Origin of the sequence: Kribbella sp. NBC_00662 (genome assembly GCF_041430295.1) — a bacterium.
Taxonomy (GTDB): Bacteria; Actinomycetota; Actinomycetes; order Propionibacteriales; family Kribbellaceae; genus Kribbella.
On the sequence record NZ_CP109029.1, the window covers coordinates 1,008,762 to 1,022,855 of the forward strand.

General features: G+C 68.0%; 16 protein-coding genes. 6 read left to right on the forward strand and 10 right to left on the reverse strand.

Features of this window, described 5'->3' with window-relative positions; genetic code table 11:
• Position 1: 1 nt before the first annotated feature.
• The 3 genes from OHA10_RS05115 to OHA10_RS05125 form a co-directional block, all read right to left on the reverse strand.
• Positions 2-619: a PASTA domain-containing protein gene (locus OHA10_RS05115; protein WP_371405029.1), complete on the reverse strand. Its 618-nt coding sequence runs from the start codon at positions 617-619 to the stop codon at positions 2-4.
• A gap of 221 nt (positions 620-840) precedes the next feature.
• On the reverse strand, positions 841-1,332 hold the full coding sequence (locus OHA10_RS05120; RefSeq protein WP_371405030.1) for a SigE family RNA polymerase sigma factor: 492 nt from the start codon (positions 1,330-1,332) through the stop codon (positions 841-843).
• Positions 1,333-1,394: 62 nt separating this feature from the next.
• Entirely contained in the window at positions 1,395-1,577 is a 183-nt protein-coding gene (locus OHA10_RS05125) for a hypothetical protein (RefSeq protein ID WP_371405031.1), read from the reverse strand.
• Between the two features lie 117 nt (positions 1,578-1,694).
• Between OHA10_RS05125 and OHA10_RS05130 the strand changes: the two genes are divergently transcribed.
• Complete coding sequence (locus tag OHA10_RS05130; RefSeq protein ID WP_363864623.1) at positions 1,695-2,042, forward strand: PspC domain-containing protein; 348 nt, start codon at positions 1,695-1,697, stop codon at positions 2,040-2,042.
• Between the two features lie 81 nt (positions 2,043-2,123).
• Here OHA10_RS05130 and OHA10_RS05135 read toward each other — a convergent pair whose 3' ends face one another.
• Positions 2,124-3,089 (reverse strand): glycerophosphodiester phosphodiesterase, encoded by a 966-nt coding sequence (locus OHA10_RS05135; protein ID WP_371405032.1) that lies wholly within the window; start codon positions 3,087-3,089, stop codon positions 2,124-2,126.
• A 158-nt stretch (positions 3,090-3,247) separates the two neighbouring features.
• Between OHA10_RS05135 and OHA10_RS05140 the strand changes: the two genes are divergently transcribed.
• Both OHA10_RS05140 and OHA10_RS05145 read left to right on the forward strand, forming a co-directional pair.
• Positions 3,248-4,969 carry an ABC transporter ATP-binding protein gene (locus OHA10_RS05140; protein WP_371405033.1) on the forward strand — a complete coding sequence of 574 codons (1,722 nt, stop codon included), beginning with the start codon at positions 3,248-3,250 and terminating at the stop codon, positions 4,967-4,969.
• Complete coding sequence (locus OHA10_RS05145; RefSeq protein ID WP_371405034.1) at positions 4,966-6,702, forward strand: ABC transporter ATP-binding protein; 1,737 nt, start codon at positions 4,966-4,968, stop codon at positions 6,700-6,702. Before OHA10_RS05140 ends, OHA10_RS05145 begins: the two co-directional genes overlap by 4 nt.
• 91 nt (positions 6,703-6,793) lie before the next feature.
• On the opposite strand, the gene OHA10_RS05150 is transcribed toward OHA10_RS05145, so the two are convergent.
• The 3 genes from OHA10_RS05150 to OHA10_RS05160 all read right to left on the reverse strand — a co-directional run bounded on the left by OHA10_RS05150 (position 6,794) and on the right by OHA10_RS05160 (position 8,911).
• Positions 6,794-7,336, reverse strand: coding sequence for an rRNA adenine N(6)-methyltransferase family protein (locus OHA10_RS05150; RefSeq protein WP_371405035.1), 543 nt, complete (start codon positions 7,334-7,336; stop codon positions 6,794-6,796).
• A 61-nt stretch (positions 7,337-7,397) separates the two neighbouring features.
• Complete coding sequence (locus OHA10_RS05155) at positions 7,398-8,555, reverse strand: CapA family protein (RefSeq protein WP_371405036.1); 1,158 nt, start codon at positions 8,553-8,555, stop codon at positions 7,398-7,400.
• A gap of 71 nt (positions 8,556-8,626) precedes the next feature.
• Positions 8,627-8,911: a helix-turn-helix domain-containing protein gene (locus OHA10_RS05160; protein ID WP_371405037.1), complete on the reverse strand. Its 285-nt coding sequence runs from the start codon at positions 8,909-8,911 to the stop codon at positions 8,627-8,629.
• A gap of 64 nt (positions 8,912-8,975) precedes the next feature.
• Between OHA10_RS05160 and map the strand changes: the two genes are divergently transcribed.
• Complete coding sequence (gene map / locus OHA10_RS05165) at positions 8,976-9,743, forward strand: type I methionyl aminopeptidase (RefSeq protein WP_371405038.1); 768 nt, start codon at positions 8,976-8,978, stop codon at positions 9,741-9,743.
• An 83-nt stretch (positions 9,744-9,826) separates the two neighbouring features.
• Here the strand turns inward: map and OHA10_RS05170 are convergent, their stop codons facing one another.
• Both OHA10_RS05170 and OHA10_RS05175 read right to left on the reverse strand, forming a co-directional pair.
• Positions 9,827-10,654: a GNAT family N-acetyltransferase gene (locus tag OHA10_RS05170; protein WP_371405039.1), complete on the reverse strand. Its 828-nt coding sequence runs from the start codon at positions 10,652-10,654 to the stop codon at positions 9,827-9,829.
• 96 nt (positions 10,655-10,750) lie between these two features.
• The gene (locus OHA10_RS05175; RefSeq protein WP_371405040.1) at positions 10,751-11,872 is read right to left on the reverse strand and encodes an Rv2578c family radical SAM protein; all 1,122 of its coding nucleotides are present in this window, start codon (positions 11,870-11,872) and stop codon (positions 10,751-10,753) included.
• Positions 11,873-12,001: 129 nt separating this feature from the next.
• Here OHA10_RS05175 and OHA10_RS05180 point away from each other — a divergent pair, with 129 nt between their 5' ends.
• Positions 12,002-12,355 (forward strand): YciI family protein, encoded by a 354-nt coding sequence (locus OHA10_RS05180; RefSeq protein ID WP_371405041.1) that lies wholly within the window; start codon positions 12,002-12,004, stop codon positions 12,353-12,355.
• 26 nt (positions 12,356-12,381) lie between these two features.
• Here OHA10_RS05180 and OHA10_RS05185 read toward each other — a convergent pair whose 3' ends face one another.
• Entirely contained in the window at positions 12,382-13,215 is an 834-nt protein-coding gene (locus OHA10_RS05185) for an NAD(P)H-binding protein (protein ID WP_371405042.1), read from the reverse strand.
• A 70-nt stretch (positions 13,216-13,285) separates the two neighbouring features.
• Here OHA10_RS05185 and OHA10_RS05190 point away from each other — a divergent pair, with 70 nt between their 5' ends.
• Positions 13,286-14,077, forward strand: a complete 792-nt coding sequence (locus OHA10_RS05190) for a TetR/AcrR family transcriptional regulator (protein WP_371405043.1) — start codon at positions 13,286-13,288, stop codon at positions 14,075-14,077.
• Positions 14,078-14,094 lie beyond the last annotated feature (17 nt).

Genomic DNA, 14,094 nt, shown 5'->3' on the forward strand with positions numbered 1-14,094 from the left:
GTCAGCCTGTGACGGTCACTGTCACGATCGCACCCGGCTTCAGCATCGTCCCCGGAGCCGGTGACACCTTCAGCACGAGCCCAGCGGGATAGCTGGGCGACTTGACCGTGTGGAACTGGGTCTTCAGCCCCAGCTGCCGGAGCACGCCGGCGTACGCCGTTCCCTTCGGCCCGTTGAGATCGACCCGGAGCGCCTGGAAGCTCGGCACGCCGGTGCGGTCCGGCACGATCGCGATCCGGGAAAGCATGCGGTCGACCTCCGCAGCACTCGTGGACGACTCGGCGCGGAACCACACCTTGAGCGACGGGATGCTGACTGTGCCGCCACAGGTCGTTGTGTTGGCCTTCGGGTAGTTGGAGATCGAGCAGGTCGTCCGCTGCCGCTCGGCACGCACTCCCCCGATCTCGAACGTCTCGTCGGCACGGAACTCGGCCCGCGGCCTGCCGTAGTACAGCTCCACACTCTCGACCTCTGCGGGACGGAACGCCCCGCAGAAGAGCCCTGCGCTCGGGTCGTCGATCAAGACGGTGTCCTGCTTCGGCGTACCGCATTGGCTTCTGTTCGTCGGCCAGTCTGCGGGGACGGTGATTGTGGCGTGGCCGAATCCGACCATTCTCATCGCAGGCGGTGCGGGCGCAGGGGTTGGTGATGTCACGGGGGCGGTTGGTCCGCGTGAGGTCAGCAGGGTCGATGCACCGATCACGGCCGCCACAGCAACAGCAGCTACCAGTCCCGCAGTACGGCGGTGTCGGCGGCGGGAGGCGCCGGCGTACAGGGAGTCCAGTGGGGGTGGGCCGACCGGGGTTTGGTCGGCGGTGTGTTCCAGGAGGTCTGTGAGGTTCATCGGGGGTCTCGCAGTTCTGACAGGTGGGGGTCCTGGGCGAGGGCCTTCACCGCGCGGGACAGGCGGCTCTTGACTGTGCCGGCGGCGACGCCGAGGACAGAGGCCATCTGTTGTTCGTTGAGGTGCGCGTAGTACCGCAGTACGACGGCTGTGCGTTGGTCGTCGGGCAGTCCGTCGAGTGCTCGCATCACCGCGTCCGTTTCGTCGATGCCGGCGGTCGGATCGACGTCGGCGTACTCGGGTAGCACCGCTGACGGCCGTTCCCCGTGCCAGCGGCGCCGTCTGGAGGAGCGGAAGCAGTTGATCAGCACCCGGTGCACGTACGCGTCGCGGTCGTCCGCAGCACGCACTCGGTTCCACTTGACCAGGCAGCGCTCCAGCGCGGTCTGGACGAGGTCTTCGGCTTCCGGCGGACTACAGCCGAGCAGAACCGCCGCACGGACCAGCGTGGGCCAGCGCGCGGTGACGTACTCGCTGAAGTCGTCCATTTCCCTCCTCACCCGTACAGACAGGGTGATGGCCGCCGGAGGTTCCCTCTACTTGATCACCGTCAGCGTGACTGTCTCACGCGCATCGCCACCGGCTCCGGGGGCGGCTCAGGGGTGGTGATCAGTGTCCCGCTGCCGTTGGAGCTCAGCGCGTTGGTGACGCCGATGACCGCCAGCGCGGTGATCGCGGCGGCGGCCGACGCCAGCACGCCGCGGCCTCGGGTCGCACCGGTACTGGGCTCCATCCCTTAGGTCTCGACGCTGGGGAAGCGTCTTGTCACGAAAGTCGTCAGGGGTGGATCAGGGGTCGGTCGGTACCGATCCGGATGCCGTGAACGGCGCGGAAACGGGACAGTGGAGCCATGACGAACTCCAACGCACCGTTCCAGAACCTGTCCGGCAAGGTCCTCCGTCGCTCCTCGAACCAGCGGATGCTCTCCGGCGTCTCCGGCGGCATCGCCGAGTACCTCAACGTCGACGTGACCCTGGTCCGCCTCGGCTGGGTCGGGCTCACCCTCATCACCGGCGGCGCCGCGATGATCGGCTACGCGGTGGCGTGGATCGTGATCCCGGAGTCCGACGGCAAGGCCGTGTGGCAGAACGTTCAGCAGTCGGTCAACCAGAACCAGCACCAGGACTCGACCGAGAACGACATCGCCTCCCGTATCTACGACGACACCACCACCAACAACAAGCCCCCGGCGGCGTGACACCGCCTGCGCCCGCAGCGGGCGCAGCCCCAGTCACTCGGGCGGGGTGACCGCAACGGCGGTCACCCCGCCGTCGACTGTCTAAACCTTCAGAGCCGGACTGCGCAGTGCAGCCAGCGCCTGGTCCGGGTGGTCGGCGAAGAGACCCTGCAGGCCCAGAGCGGCGAATCGCTTCAACTCTGTCGGGTAGTCGGTGGCAGTAGGCAGGAAGCGACGCTCCGCCCGGAACGTCCAGACCTGTACAGCCAGACCGATGCGGTGGGCCTGTTCGACGAGACGGGTCGGCTCCCCGAGACATCCCTGCGCAGTACGTGGGATCACCAGGTCCTTGTGCGGCGCCAGCACCTGAGCGTACGTCGCGATCTCCCGTAGCCCGGCCGGTTCGATCAGGTCGGCGTACGTGCGGCCGTCACCAGTCCGCAGGAAGTCGTTCGGCGCACTCTCCGAGTCGATCAGCTGCACCAGCGGCACCCGTGTCATCACCGACAGCCGTCGCAGGCTCGTGGGCTCGAACGACTGCACCATGATCTCGTCCTCGCGCAGTCCGAGCGCCAGGATCCGCTCCGTCAGCAGCTCCTCCAGCGGCAGTCCGAGCCGCCGGAAGTACGCCGGGTGCTTGATCTCGGGGATCACCCCGATCGGATGACCGAGCCGTGCGGACTCCCGCCGCGCCAGGTCGACCACCTCGTCGAAAGTGGGGATCGCTTCCAGCCCGTCGTACGCCGTGTTGTTCGCCCGGAGCGCGGGCATCCGTTCCCGCGCTCGCAGCGTGCGCAGTTCGGCCAGCGTGAAGTCCTCGACGAACCAGCCGGTGACGGCTGTCCCGTCAATGATCTTGGTGATCTTCCGGTCGGCGAAGACCGGGTGCTCGGCGACGTCGGTCGTACTCGAGATCTCGTTCTCGTGCCGGCAGACCAGCACACCGTCGAGCGTCGCGACCAGGTCCGGCTCCAGGTAGTCGGCCCCCTGCGCCGCGGCCAGCCGATAGGCCGCCGGCGTGTGTTCCGGGCGGTAGCCACTCGCTCCCCGATGCGCGATCACCAACATGGATCCAGGACAGGGGCCGGACATTGCCCACCGGGAACCCGTTGCCCAACGCAAGGTGAAGCTCTACCGACCGTCACCATCAGCCGGATTCGGAGGGATCCACAGGTGCGAGTAATTCGCATGCGACTGTCGGAGGCGGCACCTAGCCTGAGGGGGCCATGAGACAACTTCCGCTCGCCGACCCAGGCATCCCGAATCATCGTTCGCCGGCCCGCTATCTGTGGTGGGTCGCCGGCGGGCAGGCCCGCACGCTCGCAGGTGGGATGGCCTTCGGCATCGTGTGGATGGGAGCACAGGCCTTCATCCCGGCGATCCTCGGGCGGGCGATCGACGAGGGCATCGCGGCGAAGGACGGCGAGCGGCTGCTGCAATGGACCGCGCTGCTGTTCGCGGTCGGCGTGGTGCAGGCGCTGGCCGGCATCATGCGGCACCGGTTCGCGGTCACCAACTGGCTGATGGCGGCGTACCGGACGGTCCAGGTGGTGACGCGGAAGTCGGCCCACCTCGGGGCGACGCTGCCCAAGCATCTGGCAACCGGCGAAGTCGTCAGCGTCGGCGCCGGCGACCTCGCCTACATCGGGAACCTGATGGAGGTCTCGGCCCGGTTCGCCGGCGCCATCGTCGCGTTCGTCGTGGTCGCTGCGATCCTGCTCTCGTCCTCGACGACGCTCGGCCTGGTGGTGCTCATCGGCGTACCGATCATGCTCTTCTGCCTCGGGCCGATGCTGCGGCCACTGCACCGTCGCCAGTCCGCGCAGCGTGAGGCAGTCGGCGAGCTGAACTCGCTGGGTTCGGACATCGTGGCCGGGCTGCGGGTGCTGCGCGGTATCGGCGGTGAGGAGTCGTTCTCCCGGCGATACCGGAGTGAGTCGCAGGTGGTGCGGAAGGCGGGTGTGCGCGTCGCCGGCATCCAGTCGATGCTGGACGCGGCCCAGGTGCTGCTGCCCGGGATCTTCGTCGTGCTCGTGGTCGGCCTGGGTGCGCACTTCGCGCTGCGTGGCAACCTGAGCGCGGGGTCGCTGGTGGCCTTCTACGGATACGCGACCTTCCTGGTGCTGCCGCTGCGGACGGCGACCGACTTCGCCAACCAGCTGATGCGCGGACTGGTCGCGGCCGGCCGGGTGATCCGGGTGCTGAAGCTGGAGCCCGACATCACCGATCCCGCAGCGCCGCTGCAACTGCCTGACCACGGCGACCTGGTCGATCCGGTCTCCGGCGTGCGTGCGCGTGACGGACTGCTCACCGCAGTCGTCTCCGCCGAGTCGGACAGCTACGCCGAGCTCGCGGACCGCCTGGGGCGCTACGACGAGTCGAGCGAGGTCAGGTACGGCGGCGTGACCCTGGCCAGCGCGACCCGGGCGGATGTCCGGGAGCGGATCCTGGTGAGCGACACCGGCGCCCAGATGTTCACCGGCGTACTGCGGACCGAGCTCGACCCGGACGGCCGCCGTACCGATGACGAACTGATGGCTGCCCTGCGTACGGCGTCCGCCGAGGACGTGCTGGTCGCGCTGCCGGACGGGCTCGATTCCGAGGTCGAGGAGAAGGGCCGCTCGTTCTCCGGTGGACAGCGTCAGCGGCTGGTGCTCGTGCGGGCGCTGCTCGCGGACCCGTCGGTGCTGGTGCTGGTCGAGCCGACGTCCGCCGTCGACGCGCACACCGAGGCGCGGATCGCGGACCGGCTGCGCGACCACCGAGCCGGCCGGAGCACCGTCGTACTGACCGCGAGTCCGCTCCTGCTCGACCGCGTCGACGAGGTGATCTTCGTCGCCGCCGGCCGAGTGGTTGCCACCGGCAAGCACCGCGACCTGCTCGAGACCGAGCCGCACTACCGCCGCACCGTCACCCGCCAGACCGAAGAAGAGGAGGCCCTCCGATGAGGCAGATCCTGCCCGTTGCCGGGCCGACCGAGATTCGGCAGCACGCCCGCCGGCTGGTCCGGCGACACCCGCGCAATCTGCTGATCGCGCTGCTGCTGCACGTACTGGCTGCGGTGTCGGGGCTGGCGGCTCCGCGGCTGATCGGTGACCTGGTGGAGGACGTGCAGCACGGCACGACCGCCGCGAAGGTCAACGAGGTGATCGTGGTGATCGCGGTCTTCATCGTCGCGCAGTCGCTGCTGACCCGCTGGGCGCGGTACCGCTCGTTCGCGCTGGGCGAGCAGGTGCTGGCCGAGCTGCGTGAGGAATTCGTCGACAACGCGCTGGCGCTGCCGATCGGCACGGTCGAGCGGGCCGGCACCGGCGACCTGCTGTCGCGGACGTCGCGGGACGTCGACACGTTGTCGCGGACGGTGCGGTTCGCCGTACCGGAGACGATCATCGCGTTCGTCACCGTGATCTTCACGGCGATCGCGACCGTGCTGGTCGGGGTCTGGGTGCTGGTGCCGCTGGTCGCGATGGTCCCGATGCTGTGGCTGAGCACGAAGTGGTACCTGCGTCGCGCGAAGGACGGTTACCTGCGGGAGAACGCGGCGTACGCCCAGATGACGAGCTCGCTCGCGGAGACGGTCGAGGGAGCGCGGACCGTCGAGGCCTTGCGGCGGTACGACGATCGCGTGCGACGCGGCGACGTGGACATCCGCGGGTCGTATCTGGCCGAGCGGTACACGTTGTTCCTGCGGACGGTGTACTTCCCGGTCGCCGAGTTGGGCTACCTGGTGCCGGTCGTGGGCACGTTGCTGTTCGGTGGCTGGCTGCACCTGAACGGTCATGTCTCGCTCGGTGCGGTGACAGCTGCCGTGCTGTACGTGAACCAGCTGATCGATCCTGTCGACCGGTTGCTCTCGTGGCTGGACGAGCTCCAGTCCGGTGGTGCGGCGTTCGCGCGCCTGCTGGGCATCAGCGACGTACCGGATGACCGGACGCCGTCGGGGAAGGAGCCGTCGTCGGAGTTGGTCGAGGCGCGAGACGTGCGGTTCTCGTACGTCGAGGGTCGCGATGTACTGCACGGCGTGGACCTGACCGTCCAGCCGGGTGAGCGGATCGCGATGGTGGGTCCGTCCGGCGCCGGCAAGTCGACGCTGGGGCGGTTGGTCGCAGGCATCCACCCGCCACGGACCGGTTCGGTGACGGTCGGCGGCGTGGGTATGACAGAGCTGCCGCTGGATGAGCTACGCAAGCAGGTCGCGCTCGTCACGCAGGAACACCACGTCTTCGTCGGCACCCTGCGAGACAACCTGTCGATGGCGCGTCCGTCGGCGTCCGACTCGGAGCTGCTGGAGGCGTTGGCGGCAGTCGACGCCCGGGAGTGGGCTGAGGGGCTGCCGGATGGCTTGGACACTCGAGTGGGTTCCGGTCAGCTGGCGCTGACACCTGCGCAGGCACAGCAGCTGGCACTTGCCCGACTGGTCCTGGCCGATCCGCACACGTTGGTCCTCGACGAGGCAACGTCGCTGATCGACCCGCGCGCCGCCCGCCACATGGAGCGCTCGCTGGCAGCCGTGTTGGAAGGCCGCACAGTCATAGCCATCGCCCACCGCCTCTACACGGCCCACGACGCCGACCGAGTAGCGGTAGTAGAAGACGGCCAAATAACCGAACTAGGCAGCCACGACGAACTAGTAGCCCGCCAAGGCTCCTACGCCGCCCTCTGGACCTCCTGGCACGGCTAACCACCCGCCGCCCCCAACCTGGAGACACACCACCCGCGGGCTGCTTCATCACCTCCCCGCCCCCGAGCGAAGCGAGGGGGCGGGGCTTCTTTTAGCGTTTGCGTAGTAGGAGCACTGCTGAGTCGACATGTGGAGGTGGGGTAAAAGCCTTGCGGGGAAGGCGAAGCCCGATCGACGGGTCGTAGTAGCGGAACCACCGGTTCGCCCCCGGCGCCTCGCCACGAACCCACCGATTCGCCACCTGCCGCTGAAGCACAAGATCCGCCGACACCAACCGAGACCCCGGCGCCAGCAACCGCTTCAGCAGCAACGTAGAGATGTTGTACGGCGGACTCGACACCACCCGGAACGGCCGCGACGGCAACCGGAGATCACCGGCATCGGCACGAACCACCGTCACCGGCGCATCGGCGAACCGCTTCCGCAACCGATCGGCACGACCAGGATGGAGTTCGACGGCGACCACGCGGGCACCGGCCCGGACCAGCGGTGCGGTCAGCGCACCGAGGCCGGCCCCGACATCGAGGACGAGCTCACCGGGTCTGACCCCGGCCGCGTCCACAACCCGTTGGGCCCAACGACTATCGAGCGGATGCCATCCCCAGGCACCCCTCGCCTGCCCGGAGCCGGGCACGACGGACCATCACGAAGTACGTAATCATGCAACGGACCCTAGACCGCCGTACCGCATCAACTCAAAGCATTTTCGGCGCTGCACCGAGCGACAGAACGGTCTCCGTCGTCCGCCGTTGTGCCAGCTCGAGCCGGCTCTTCTTCGCCACCGACGTGCCCTTCGCGAGCTCCCGCCGTACGTCGAGAACCCGCACCGGCAGCACGTCCGTCATCAGCAGCGGCGCGAACTCGGCCTGCTCGGTCGACCATCGATCCCCGTCACGCTTGAACGTGAACCGCACCAGCAAACCCTCGGCCTTCGTGGTCTCGGGCTCACGATGCGCGGCGACCAGGTTGCCCAGACCGTACGCGACCCACTTGCCGTTGATCTGCTCCATCGGCTGCACGACATGCGCATGGTGCCCGATCACCAGATCAATGTTGCTGTCAGCAAGCAGTTGCGGCGCGACCTCACGCTGCTGGTCGTTCAGCTTGCTCGAGTACTCCGTGCCCCAGTGGCAGCTGACCAGGACCAGATCGGCGCCGCGATCCTTCGCCTCCTGCGCCTTGCGAGCGATCGTCTTCGCGTCGATCTTGCCCGCGCGCCAGGTCTGCCCGTTCGGGTACGGCAGCCCGTTGAACCCGAACGTGAAACTGAGCGAAGCGATCTTCACCCCGCCGACGTCGACGATCGTCGTCTGCTCGGCCTCGGCCCGCGACCGCGCCGTACCCGCGTGCTTCAACCCCACCTTCTCCAAGGTGTTCAGGGTCCGGTCGACACCGTTCGCGCCACCGTCGAAGCTGTGGTTGCTCGCGGTCGTGCACAGGTCGTACCCGGTCTGCTTCAGCGCGGTCGCGATCTGCGGCGGACCTTGGAAGAGCGGGTAGCCGTGGTACGGACCGCCGGCGGGTGCTAGCGGGGTCTCCAGGTGCGCGATCGCGAGATCCGCCTTTTGCACAAGGGGTTTCACGCTGCTCATCAGCGGTGCGAAGTCCCAGTCCCCACCCTTGCCGTCACGCTTCGCGGTTGTCCACAGACGCTCGTGGAGCAGTACGTCGCCGGTCGCGACGACCGTGATCCGATCGGGCTGGTTGCCCTGCTTCGGCTTCGCGCTCGTGGTGCTCTTCGTGCCGTGATCGCCGGTCGTATTCGCATAGGTGTCCGCGATACACCCGGTCGTCGCCACTGCCGCGGCGCCGGCCAGCATGCCCCCGAGCACCGCACGTCGTCGTACTGCCATCCCCACCCCCTTCGTCGCCGATGAAGACGCGGCGCCAGGGGATTTGGTTGGGACGGAGACCTGATCGTGTCCTACGCGATCAGGTCGGAGCTGCCTGCTCTGCTTTCCGGCTTGCTGTCCTGACAGGCGTCGACCAGGTCATCGAGGGAAATCTCCAGGGTGGCGGCGACAGCGGCCACCGTGAACAGCGCCGGCGTCGGGATCCGGCCGGTCTCGATCTTGCGCAGGGTGTCGACCGAGACACCGCACGCCGCAGCCACCTCGACCATGCTGCGCTCACCGCGTGCCTCGCGAAGCAGACGGCCGAGCTGACGACCGCGTTCGCGGTCCCAGGTGGACAGAGGTGGTCGGACCATGAGTGTGATAATAGTACCGGTATAGTTATCTGGGTACATCGAGTCGTGAACGAGGAAGCAAACGATGGTCGAGTTGAAGACGGCGGCAGAGATCGAGCAGATGCGCGAGGCCGGGCGGGTCGTCGGCACAGCGCTGGCCGCGGTGAAGAAGCAGGCCGCTGCGGGCGTCTCGCTCCGCGAGCTCGACGAGGTCGCCCGGGACGTACTGCGTTCTGCCGGGGCGGTGTCGTTGTTCGAGGGGTATCAGCCCGGGTTCGCGACGTCGCCGTTCAGCGGGGTGATCTGCACGTCGGTGAACGACGCCGTACTGCACGGATTGCCGAGCGACCTTCGCCTGCAGGACGGGGACCTCCTCAACGTCGACTGCGGCGCGTCGGTCGACGGATGGTGCGCCGACGCGGCGACCAGCTTCTGCGTCGGTACGCCGCGACCCGAGGACCTCGAGCTGATCGCGACCACCGAGGAAGCACTCGCCGCGGGCATCGCGGCCGCCGTCGAGGGCAACCGCATCGGCGACATCAGCGCCGCGATCGGCCGCATCGGCAAGCGCGACGGCGTCGGCACCAACCTCGACTTCGGCGGCCACGGCGTCGGCCGCCGCATGCACGAAGACCCCCACATCGCCAACGGCGGCCGCCCCGGCCGAGGCCTCAAACTCCGCGCCGGCCACGTCTTCGCCATCGAACCCTGGTTCTGGTCCGGCCCCGGCTCGACGTACGTCATCGACCAAGACGGATGGACCCTCCGCTCCGCCGACGGAACCCGAGGCGCCCACGCCGAACACACCGTCGCCATCACCCCCGAAGGCCCCCAAATCCTCACCCTCCCGTAAGTACGGCGGCCGACCCACGCTCCGGACTACGCGACTGAGTGACGGCGAGATCGCCTGCCATCCGAGGTCTTACCGGCGTCGATTCAGATGCTGTCGACGCTTCCTCCGTAGGACGTGACAGTTGTGGTGAGCTGGAAGCCGAGGCCCTCGTACAAGGCAGCTGCGGGCGCGGATTCGAAGCCGATTTTCAGACGCCGCGCGCCTCGAGCTGCCAGCCGCTCGATGCCAGTGGTGAGCATGGCTCGAGCGAGGCCGCGGCGGTGGTACTCGTCTTCCACTCTCACCGGCTCGACGAGGCCAACCTTCGTCACCGCGTCGAACCAGTAGAGCGAGTAGGCGACGCCCCGCCCGTCAAGCGTCTCGATGGCGAGGTCAAGCTGCGGGTCGTACAGGGAGCATCGACGAAGACGCTCCTCCACCTCGTCGCCGTTCCGATGGCGCATCGGATGTGGAGTTCCCGGTCGTTGAGTGCGATCGACGAGGACAAACCCCTCGGGAGGTTCGGCGACCCGCGGCCGGTCGGCGGCTTCCATCCAGGCGATGCTCGACCGCTCGCCGGCGACAAGCCCCGCCCCAACAACCAGGCTGCCCAATCGGCGATCGTCATCACGCACAGGAACCTCGAACGAGCCGACCGCGTGACGACGGACCTGCCCAACCGCGCCCGCCCAAACCTGATCAATTGAAGGGCTCGTCACCCCCGGCACGATGATCGGATCGCACTGCCAGTCGTCGTCGGCCCAACTCGTCAACAGGACCCCGGCAACAGGCCCATCACCGTCGACCCAGAACAACTGCTCGACATCGTCCGACCGACGTGACTTCCGGGACCACCACTGCACATCCGCGGCCTCCCACGTACCAGCCTGGCCGCCAGCCAGCCGGACCCGCTGCAACAACGCGGTGGCCATCGTGAGCGCCTGACCTCCAGAAACCCTGATCTCCCGCACAGCCAACAATCTCAAATCTCACCCCCTCGCACCTACCCACTAAACCGGCAGCCGGCTTCAGAAGAGGGTTTGTTGGTCCGGGACTTCGGGAGGCGGTTGGCGGCGGGGTGGGGAGCGGAAGCGGCTGGTGGTGGGGTCGGGCTCGCCCCAGCCGGAGTCGGAGATGGAGCCGGGGACCTCGACGACGCCGTTGGGGTGCATGCCGTTGATGGGTTTGGAGCGGTGGGACGAGCCTCGGCCGAAGCCGTGTTTGTCCAGGAGGGGGCGAGCCTTGTCTTCGAAGGCTTTGCGGTAGCTGGGGCTGGCGTAGGAGCCGTGGGCGTAGAGGGATTCGTAGCGGGAGACGAGGTCGGGGTGGTCGTGGGCCAGCCAGCTCATGAACCAGTCTTTGACGCCGGGGCGTAGGTGGAGGATGAGGGTGGTCACGCCGGTGGCGCCGGCTTCGGCTAGCTGGGCGAAGAGGTGGTCCAGGTGGTCGGCCGAATCGGTGAGCCATGGGAGGACGGGTGCGACCATGACGCCGCACGGGAGGCCGGCCTCGCGGATGGCGCGGATCAGGTCCAGGCGACCGCGGACCGACGGGACGCCAGGTTCGAGGCGGCGGCGGAGTTCTTCGTCGCCGAGCGCCAGTGAGATGCCGATGCCGACCCGCACTTCGGCAGCCGCTGCAGCCAGCAGCCCCAGATCTCGCCGGAGCAAGGTGCCCTTGGTGAGGACTGAGAGCGGCGTGCCGGACGCGGCGAGAGCCTCGATGATGCCGGGCATCAGGCGGTAGCGACCCTCGGCGCGCTGGTACGGATCGGTATTGGTGCCTAAGGCAACTTGCTCGTGGTTCCAGGACGATCGGGCCAGTTCACGTCGGAGTACATCGGCGACGTTGGTCTTCACCACGATCTGGCGATCGAAATCCTGCCCGGTGTCGAGCTCCAGGTATTTGTGGGTCGGCCGGGCGAAGCAATACCGACACGCGTGCGTGCAACCGCGATACGGATTGACCGTCCAGTTGAACGGCAACCCGGTGCCAGGCACCGAGTTCAGCGCAGAGCGTGCGACAACCTCGTGGAAGGTGATGCCCTGGAACTCCGGTGTCGTCACCGACCGGACCAGACCCGCGATCAACCCGAGCCCCGGCAGCGTCCCCGGGGTCTCGACGTCGATCTGCTGGCCTGCCCACCTCATGCCCAACAGTCGAACACATGTTCCCATGGATGTCCAATACGATGCCCACGCCCGCTGTCGGATCCGGCTCGTGGCGTTCGTTGCAGGGGTGAGAGGGCGGGTGGCCGCCCGGACAAGGAGTGCTGAGATATGAGCCTGTACCTCATCTCGTTCGAGAAAGGTGCGATGGACCACATCCCCGCCGAGGACTTCCCCGACGTCGGCAAGGCCGCCCACGCGGTGATTCGGGAGGCCAAGGACGCCGGCGTGTACGTCTTCGGCGGCGGGCTGAGCTACGACGACGGCGACGTGGAGTGGGGCGTCGTCGCCACCGACGGGGTCGTCACCGACGGCCCGTACCCGGAGAGCAAGGAGCTCATCGGCGGCCTCACGATCGTCGACGTGCCTACTCGTGCGGCCGCCCTGGAGTGGGCTGCCAAGATCGCGGTCGCCTGCCGCTGCGCACAAGATGTTCGCAAGTTCATGGACGACCCGGAGCGCTGATCACAGCGAACCCGAGCCCGGGCTGATCAGCGGAAGGCATCGGCGTTGGCGACCGCCCACTCGCGGTAGGTCACCGCGGGTCTGCCGATGAGCTCGGGCACGGCCGGCTCGGGCTTCATCGGATACTCCGCCATCATCCGGAAGCCGTCGAGCAACCACTGCGCGGTCTCGAGCCCGATCGCCGGCGCAAGCTCGTCGAGGTACTCCTGCGGCGTCTGCTCGACAAACCGCACCTCACGCCCGATCGCCTTCGCGATCTGCTCGACTTCCTCCGGCGGCGTCAGCGCCTCCGGCCCGCTCATCATGATCTTCTGGCCGCTGAAGCGCTCCGACAGCAGCACCACACGCGCCACCGCGGCGATATCCGCGAGGTCGATCGGCGTCTGCACAGCCCCGGCGTACGGCGCTCGCACGACGCTCTCGGCCTTGATCGACGGCGCCCAGCCGAGCGTGTTGTTCATGAACTCCCCCGGCCGCAAGAACGTCCAGTCGAAGCCGCCCGCCTCGATCGCGCGCTCGATCCGGTAGTAGTGCCACCCCGACGGATCCCCTTGCGCCTCATAGTCGGCGGGCTCACCCGACAGTACGACGACGCGCCGTACGCCGGCCGCCTTCGCGCAGCGGACGAAGTCGTCGACGTACGCCGGAAGCGGTGCGAGGTAGACCGTGTCGATGCCGGCCAACGCGGCCGGCAGAGTCGAAGGCCTCCCGAGATACCCGCGGGCGATCTCCACCTGGTCCGGCAACGCCGCGCGGGCCGGATTGTTGGTCAGCGCCCGCACCGCCGCACCCGCGGACACCAACTCGTCGACCAGCAGCCGCCCCACGCTGCCGGTCGCTCCTGTCACCAGGATCGTCATGCCATTCCCCTCCCGCCGACAATTCTCGTAGGGTATACGAGAATTCAAGCGAGCGCCTATCGTTATCCGCGTGAGCGAGCGGCGGAGCGGTCAGGGTCAGCCAGACAAGACGCTGGCGTTGCTGTGGCGCAACCACCGCCGCCCAGCGGCAGAGCCGGGATCGAACGAGCCGGCCAGGCAGCGTGGCGCGGGCCGGCGACCGTCGCTCAACGTGGACGATGTCGTGCAGACGGGCATCCGGCTGGCGGACGAGCAGGGACTCGCGGCGGCGTCGATGGGTGGGCTCGCCAAGGAGCTCGGCGTCGGCACGATGACGCTGTACACGTACGTGCCGTCGAAGGACGAGTTGCTGGACCTGATGGTCGACCAGGTGCTCGTGGAGCGCGACCTTCCGGGCCCAGATGCGCCACGCCCCGACGACTGGCGCGAGCAGGTGGAGATCTACTCGCAGCAGACGCGCGAGATGTTCCAGCAACACCTGTGGCTCTCGCAGGTCTCCACGATCCGTCCGCCGGTCGGCCCGGGCATGCTGGCCGGACGCGAGTACCTGCTGTCCGCGGTGCTCGGTCTCGGCCTCAGCGCGACCGAGACGAACACGGCCGCGCTCGCGATCACGACGTACGTCGACTCCGCCGCCCACCTCGAGGCCGAGAGCCGACTGGTCGAACGGGCCACGGGTCAGACCAACGACGCCTGGTGGTACGAGCGGAACGACCTGTGGGAGACGTACTTCGACGTCGACAGGCATCCCGCGATGACGACGATCTGGCACGCGAAGGGCTACGAGTCCACGGCAGCCGACTCGTACCGCTACGGCCTAGACCGCCTCCTCGACGGCATCCAGGCGATGAAACCCCTATAAATCAAGAGAGATCCACG

Excerpts from the sequence above, each read along its gene's own strand:
- map (WP_371405038.1), top strand. The coding sequence starts at position 8,976 with ATGGTCGAGTTGAAGACGGCGGCAGAGATCGAGCAGATGCGCGAGGCC.
- OHA10_RS05140 (WP_371405033.1), top strand. The coding sequence starts at position 3,248 with ATGAGACAACTTCCGCTCGCCGACCCAGGCATCCCGAATCATCGTTCG.
- OHA10_RS05185 (WP_371405042.1), bottom strand. The coding sequence starts at position 13,215 with ATGACGATCCTGGTGACAGGAGCGACCGGCAGCGTGGGGCGGCTGCTG.
- OHA10_RS05155 (WP_371405036.1), bottom strand. The coding sequence starts at position 8,555 with ATGGCAGTACGACGACGTGCGGTGCTCGGGGGCATGCTGGCCGGCGCC.
- OHA10_RS05120 (WP_371405030.1), bottom strand. The coding sequence starts at position 1,332 with ATGGACGACTTCAGCGAGTACGTCACCGCGCGCTGGCCCACGCTGGTC.
- OHA10_RS05175 (WP_371405040.1), bottom strand. The coding sequence starts at position 11,872 with ATGAGGTGGGCAGGCCAGCAGATCGACGTCGAGACCCCGGGGACGCTG.
- OHA10_RS05130 (WP_363864623.1), top strand. The coding sequence starts at position 1,695 with ATGACGAACTCCAACGCACCGTTCCAGAACCTGTCCGGCAAGGTCCTC.
- OHA10_RS05170 (WP_371405039.1), bottom strand. The coding sequence starts at position 10,654 with ATGGCCACCGCGTTGTTGCAGCGGGTCCGGCTGGCTGGCGGCCAGGCT.
- OHA10_RS05125 (WP_371405031.1), bottom strand. The coding sequence starts at position 1,577 with ATGGAGCCCAGTACCGGTGCGACCCGAGGCCGCGGCGTGCTGGCGTCG.
- OHA10_RS05160 (WP_371405037.1), bottom strand. The coding sequence starts at position 8,911 with ATGGTCCGACCACCTCTGTCCACCTGGGACCGCGAACGCGGTCGTCAG.
- OHA10_RS05115 (WP_371405029.1), bottom strand. The coding sequence starts at position 619 with ATGAGAATGGTCGGATTCGGCCACGCCACAATCACCGTCCCCGCAGAC.
- OHA10_RS05180 (WP_371405041.1), top strand. The coding sequence starts at position 12,002 with ATGAGCCTGTACCTCATCTCGTTCGAGAAAGGTGCGATGGACCACATC.
- OHA10_RS05145 (WP_371405034.1), top strand. The coding sequence starts at position 4,966 with ATGAGGCAGATCCTGCCCGTTGCCGGGCCGACCGAGATTCGGCAGCAC.
- OHA10_RS05135 (WP_371405032.1), bottom strand. The coding sequence starts at position 3,089 with ATGTTGGTGATCGCGCATCGGGGAGCGAGTGGCTACCGCCCGGAACAC.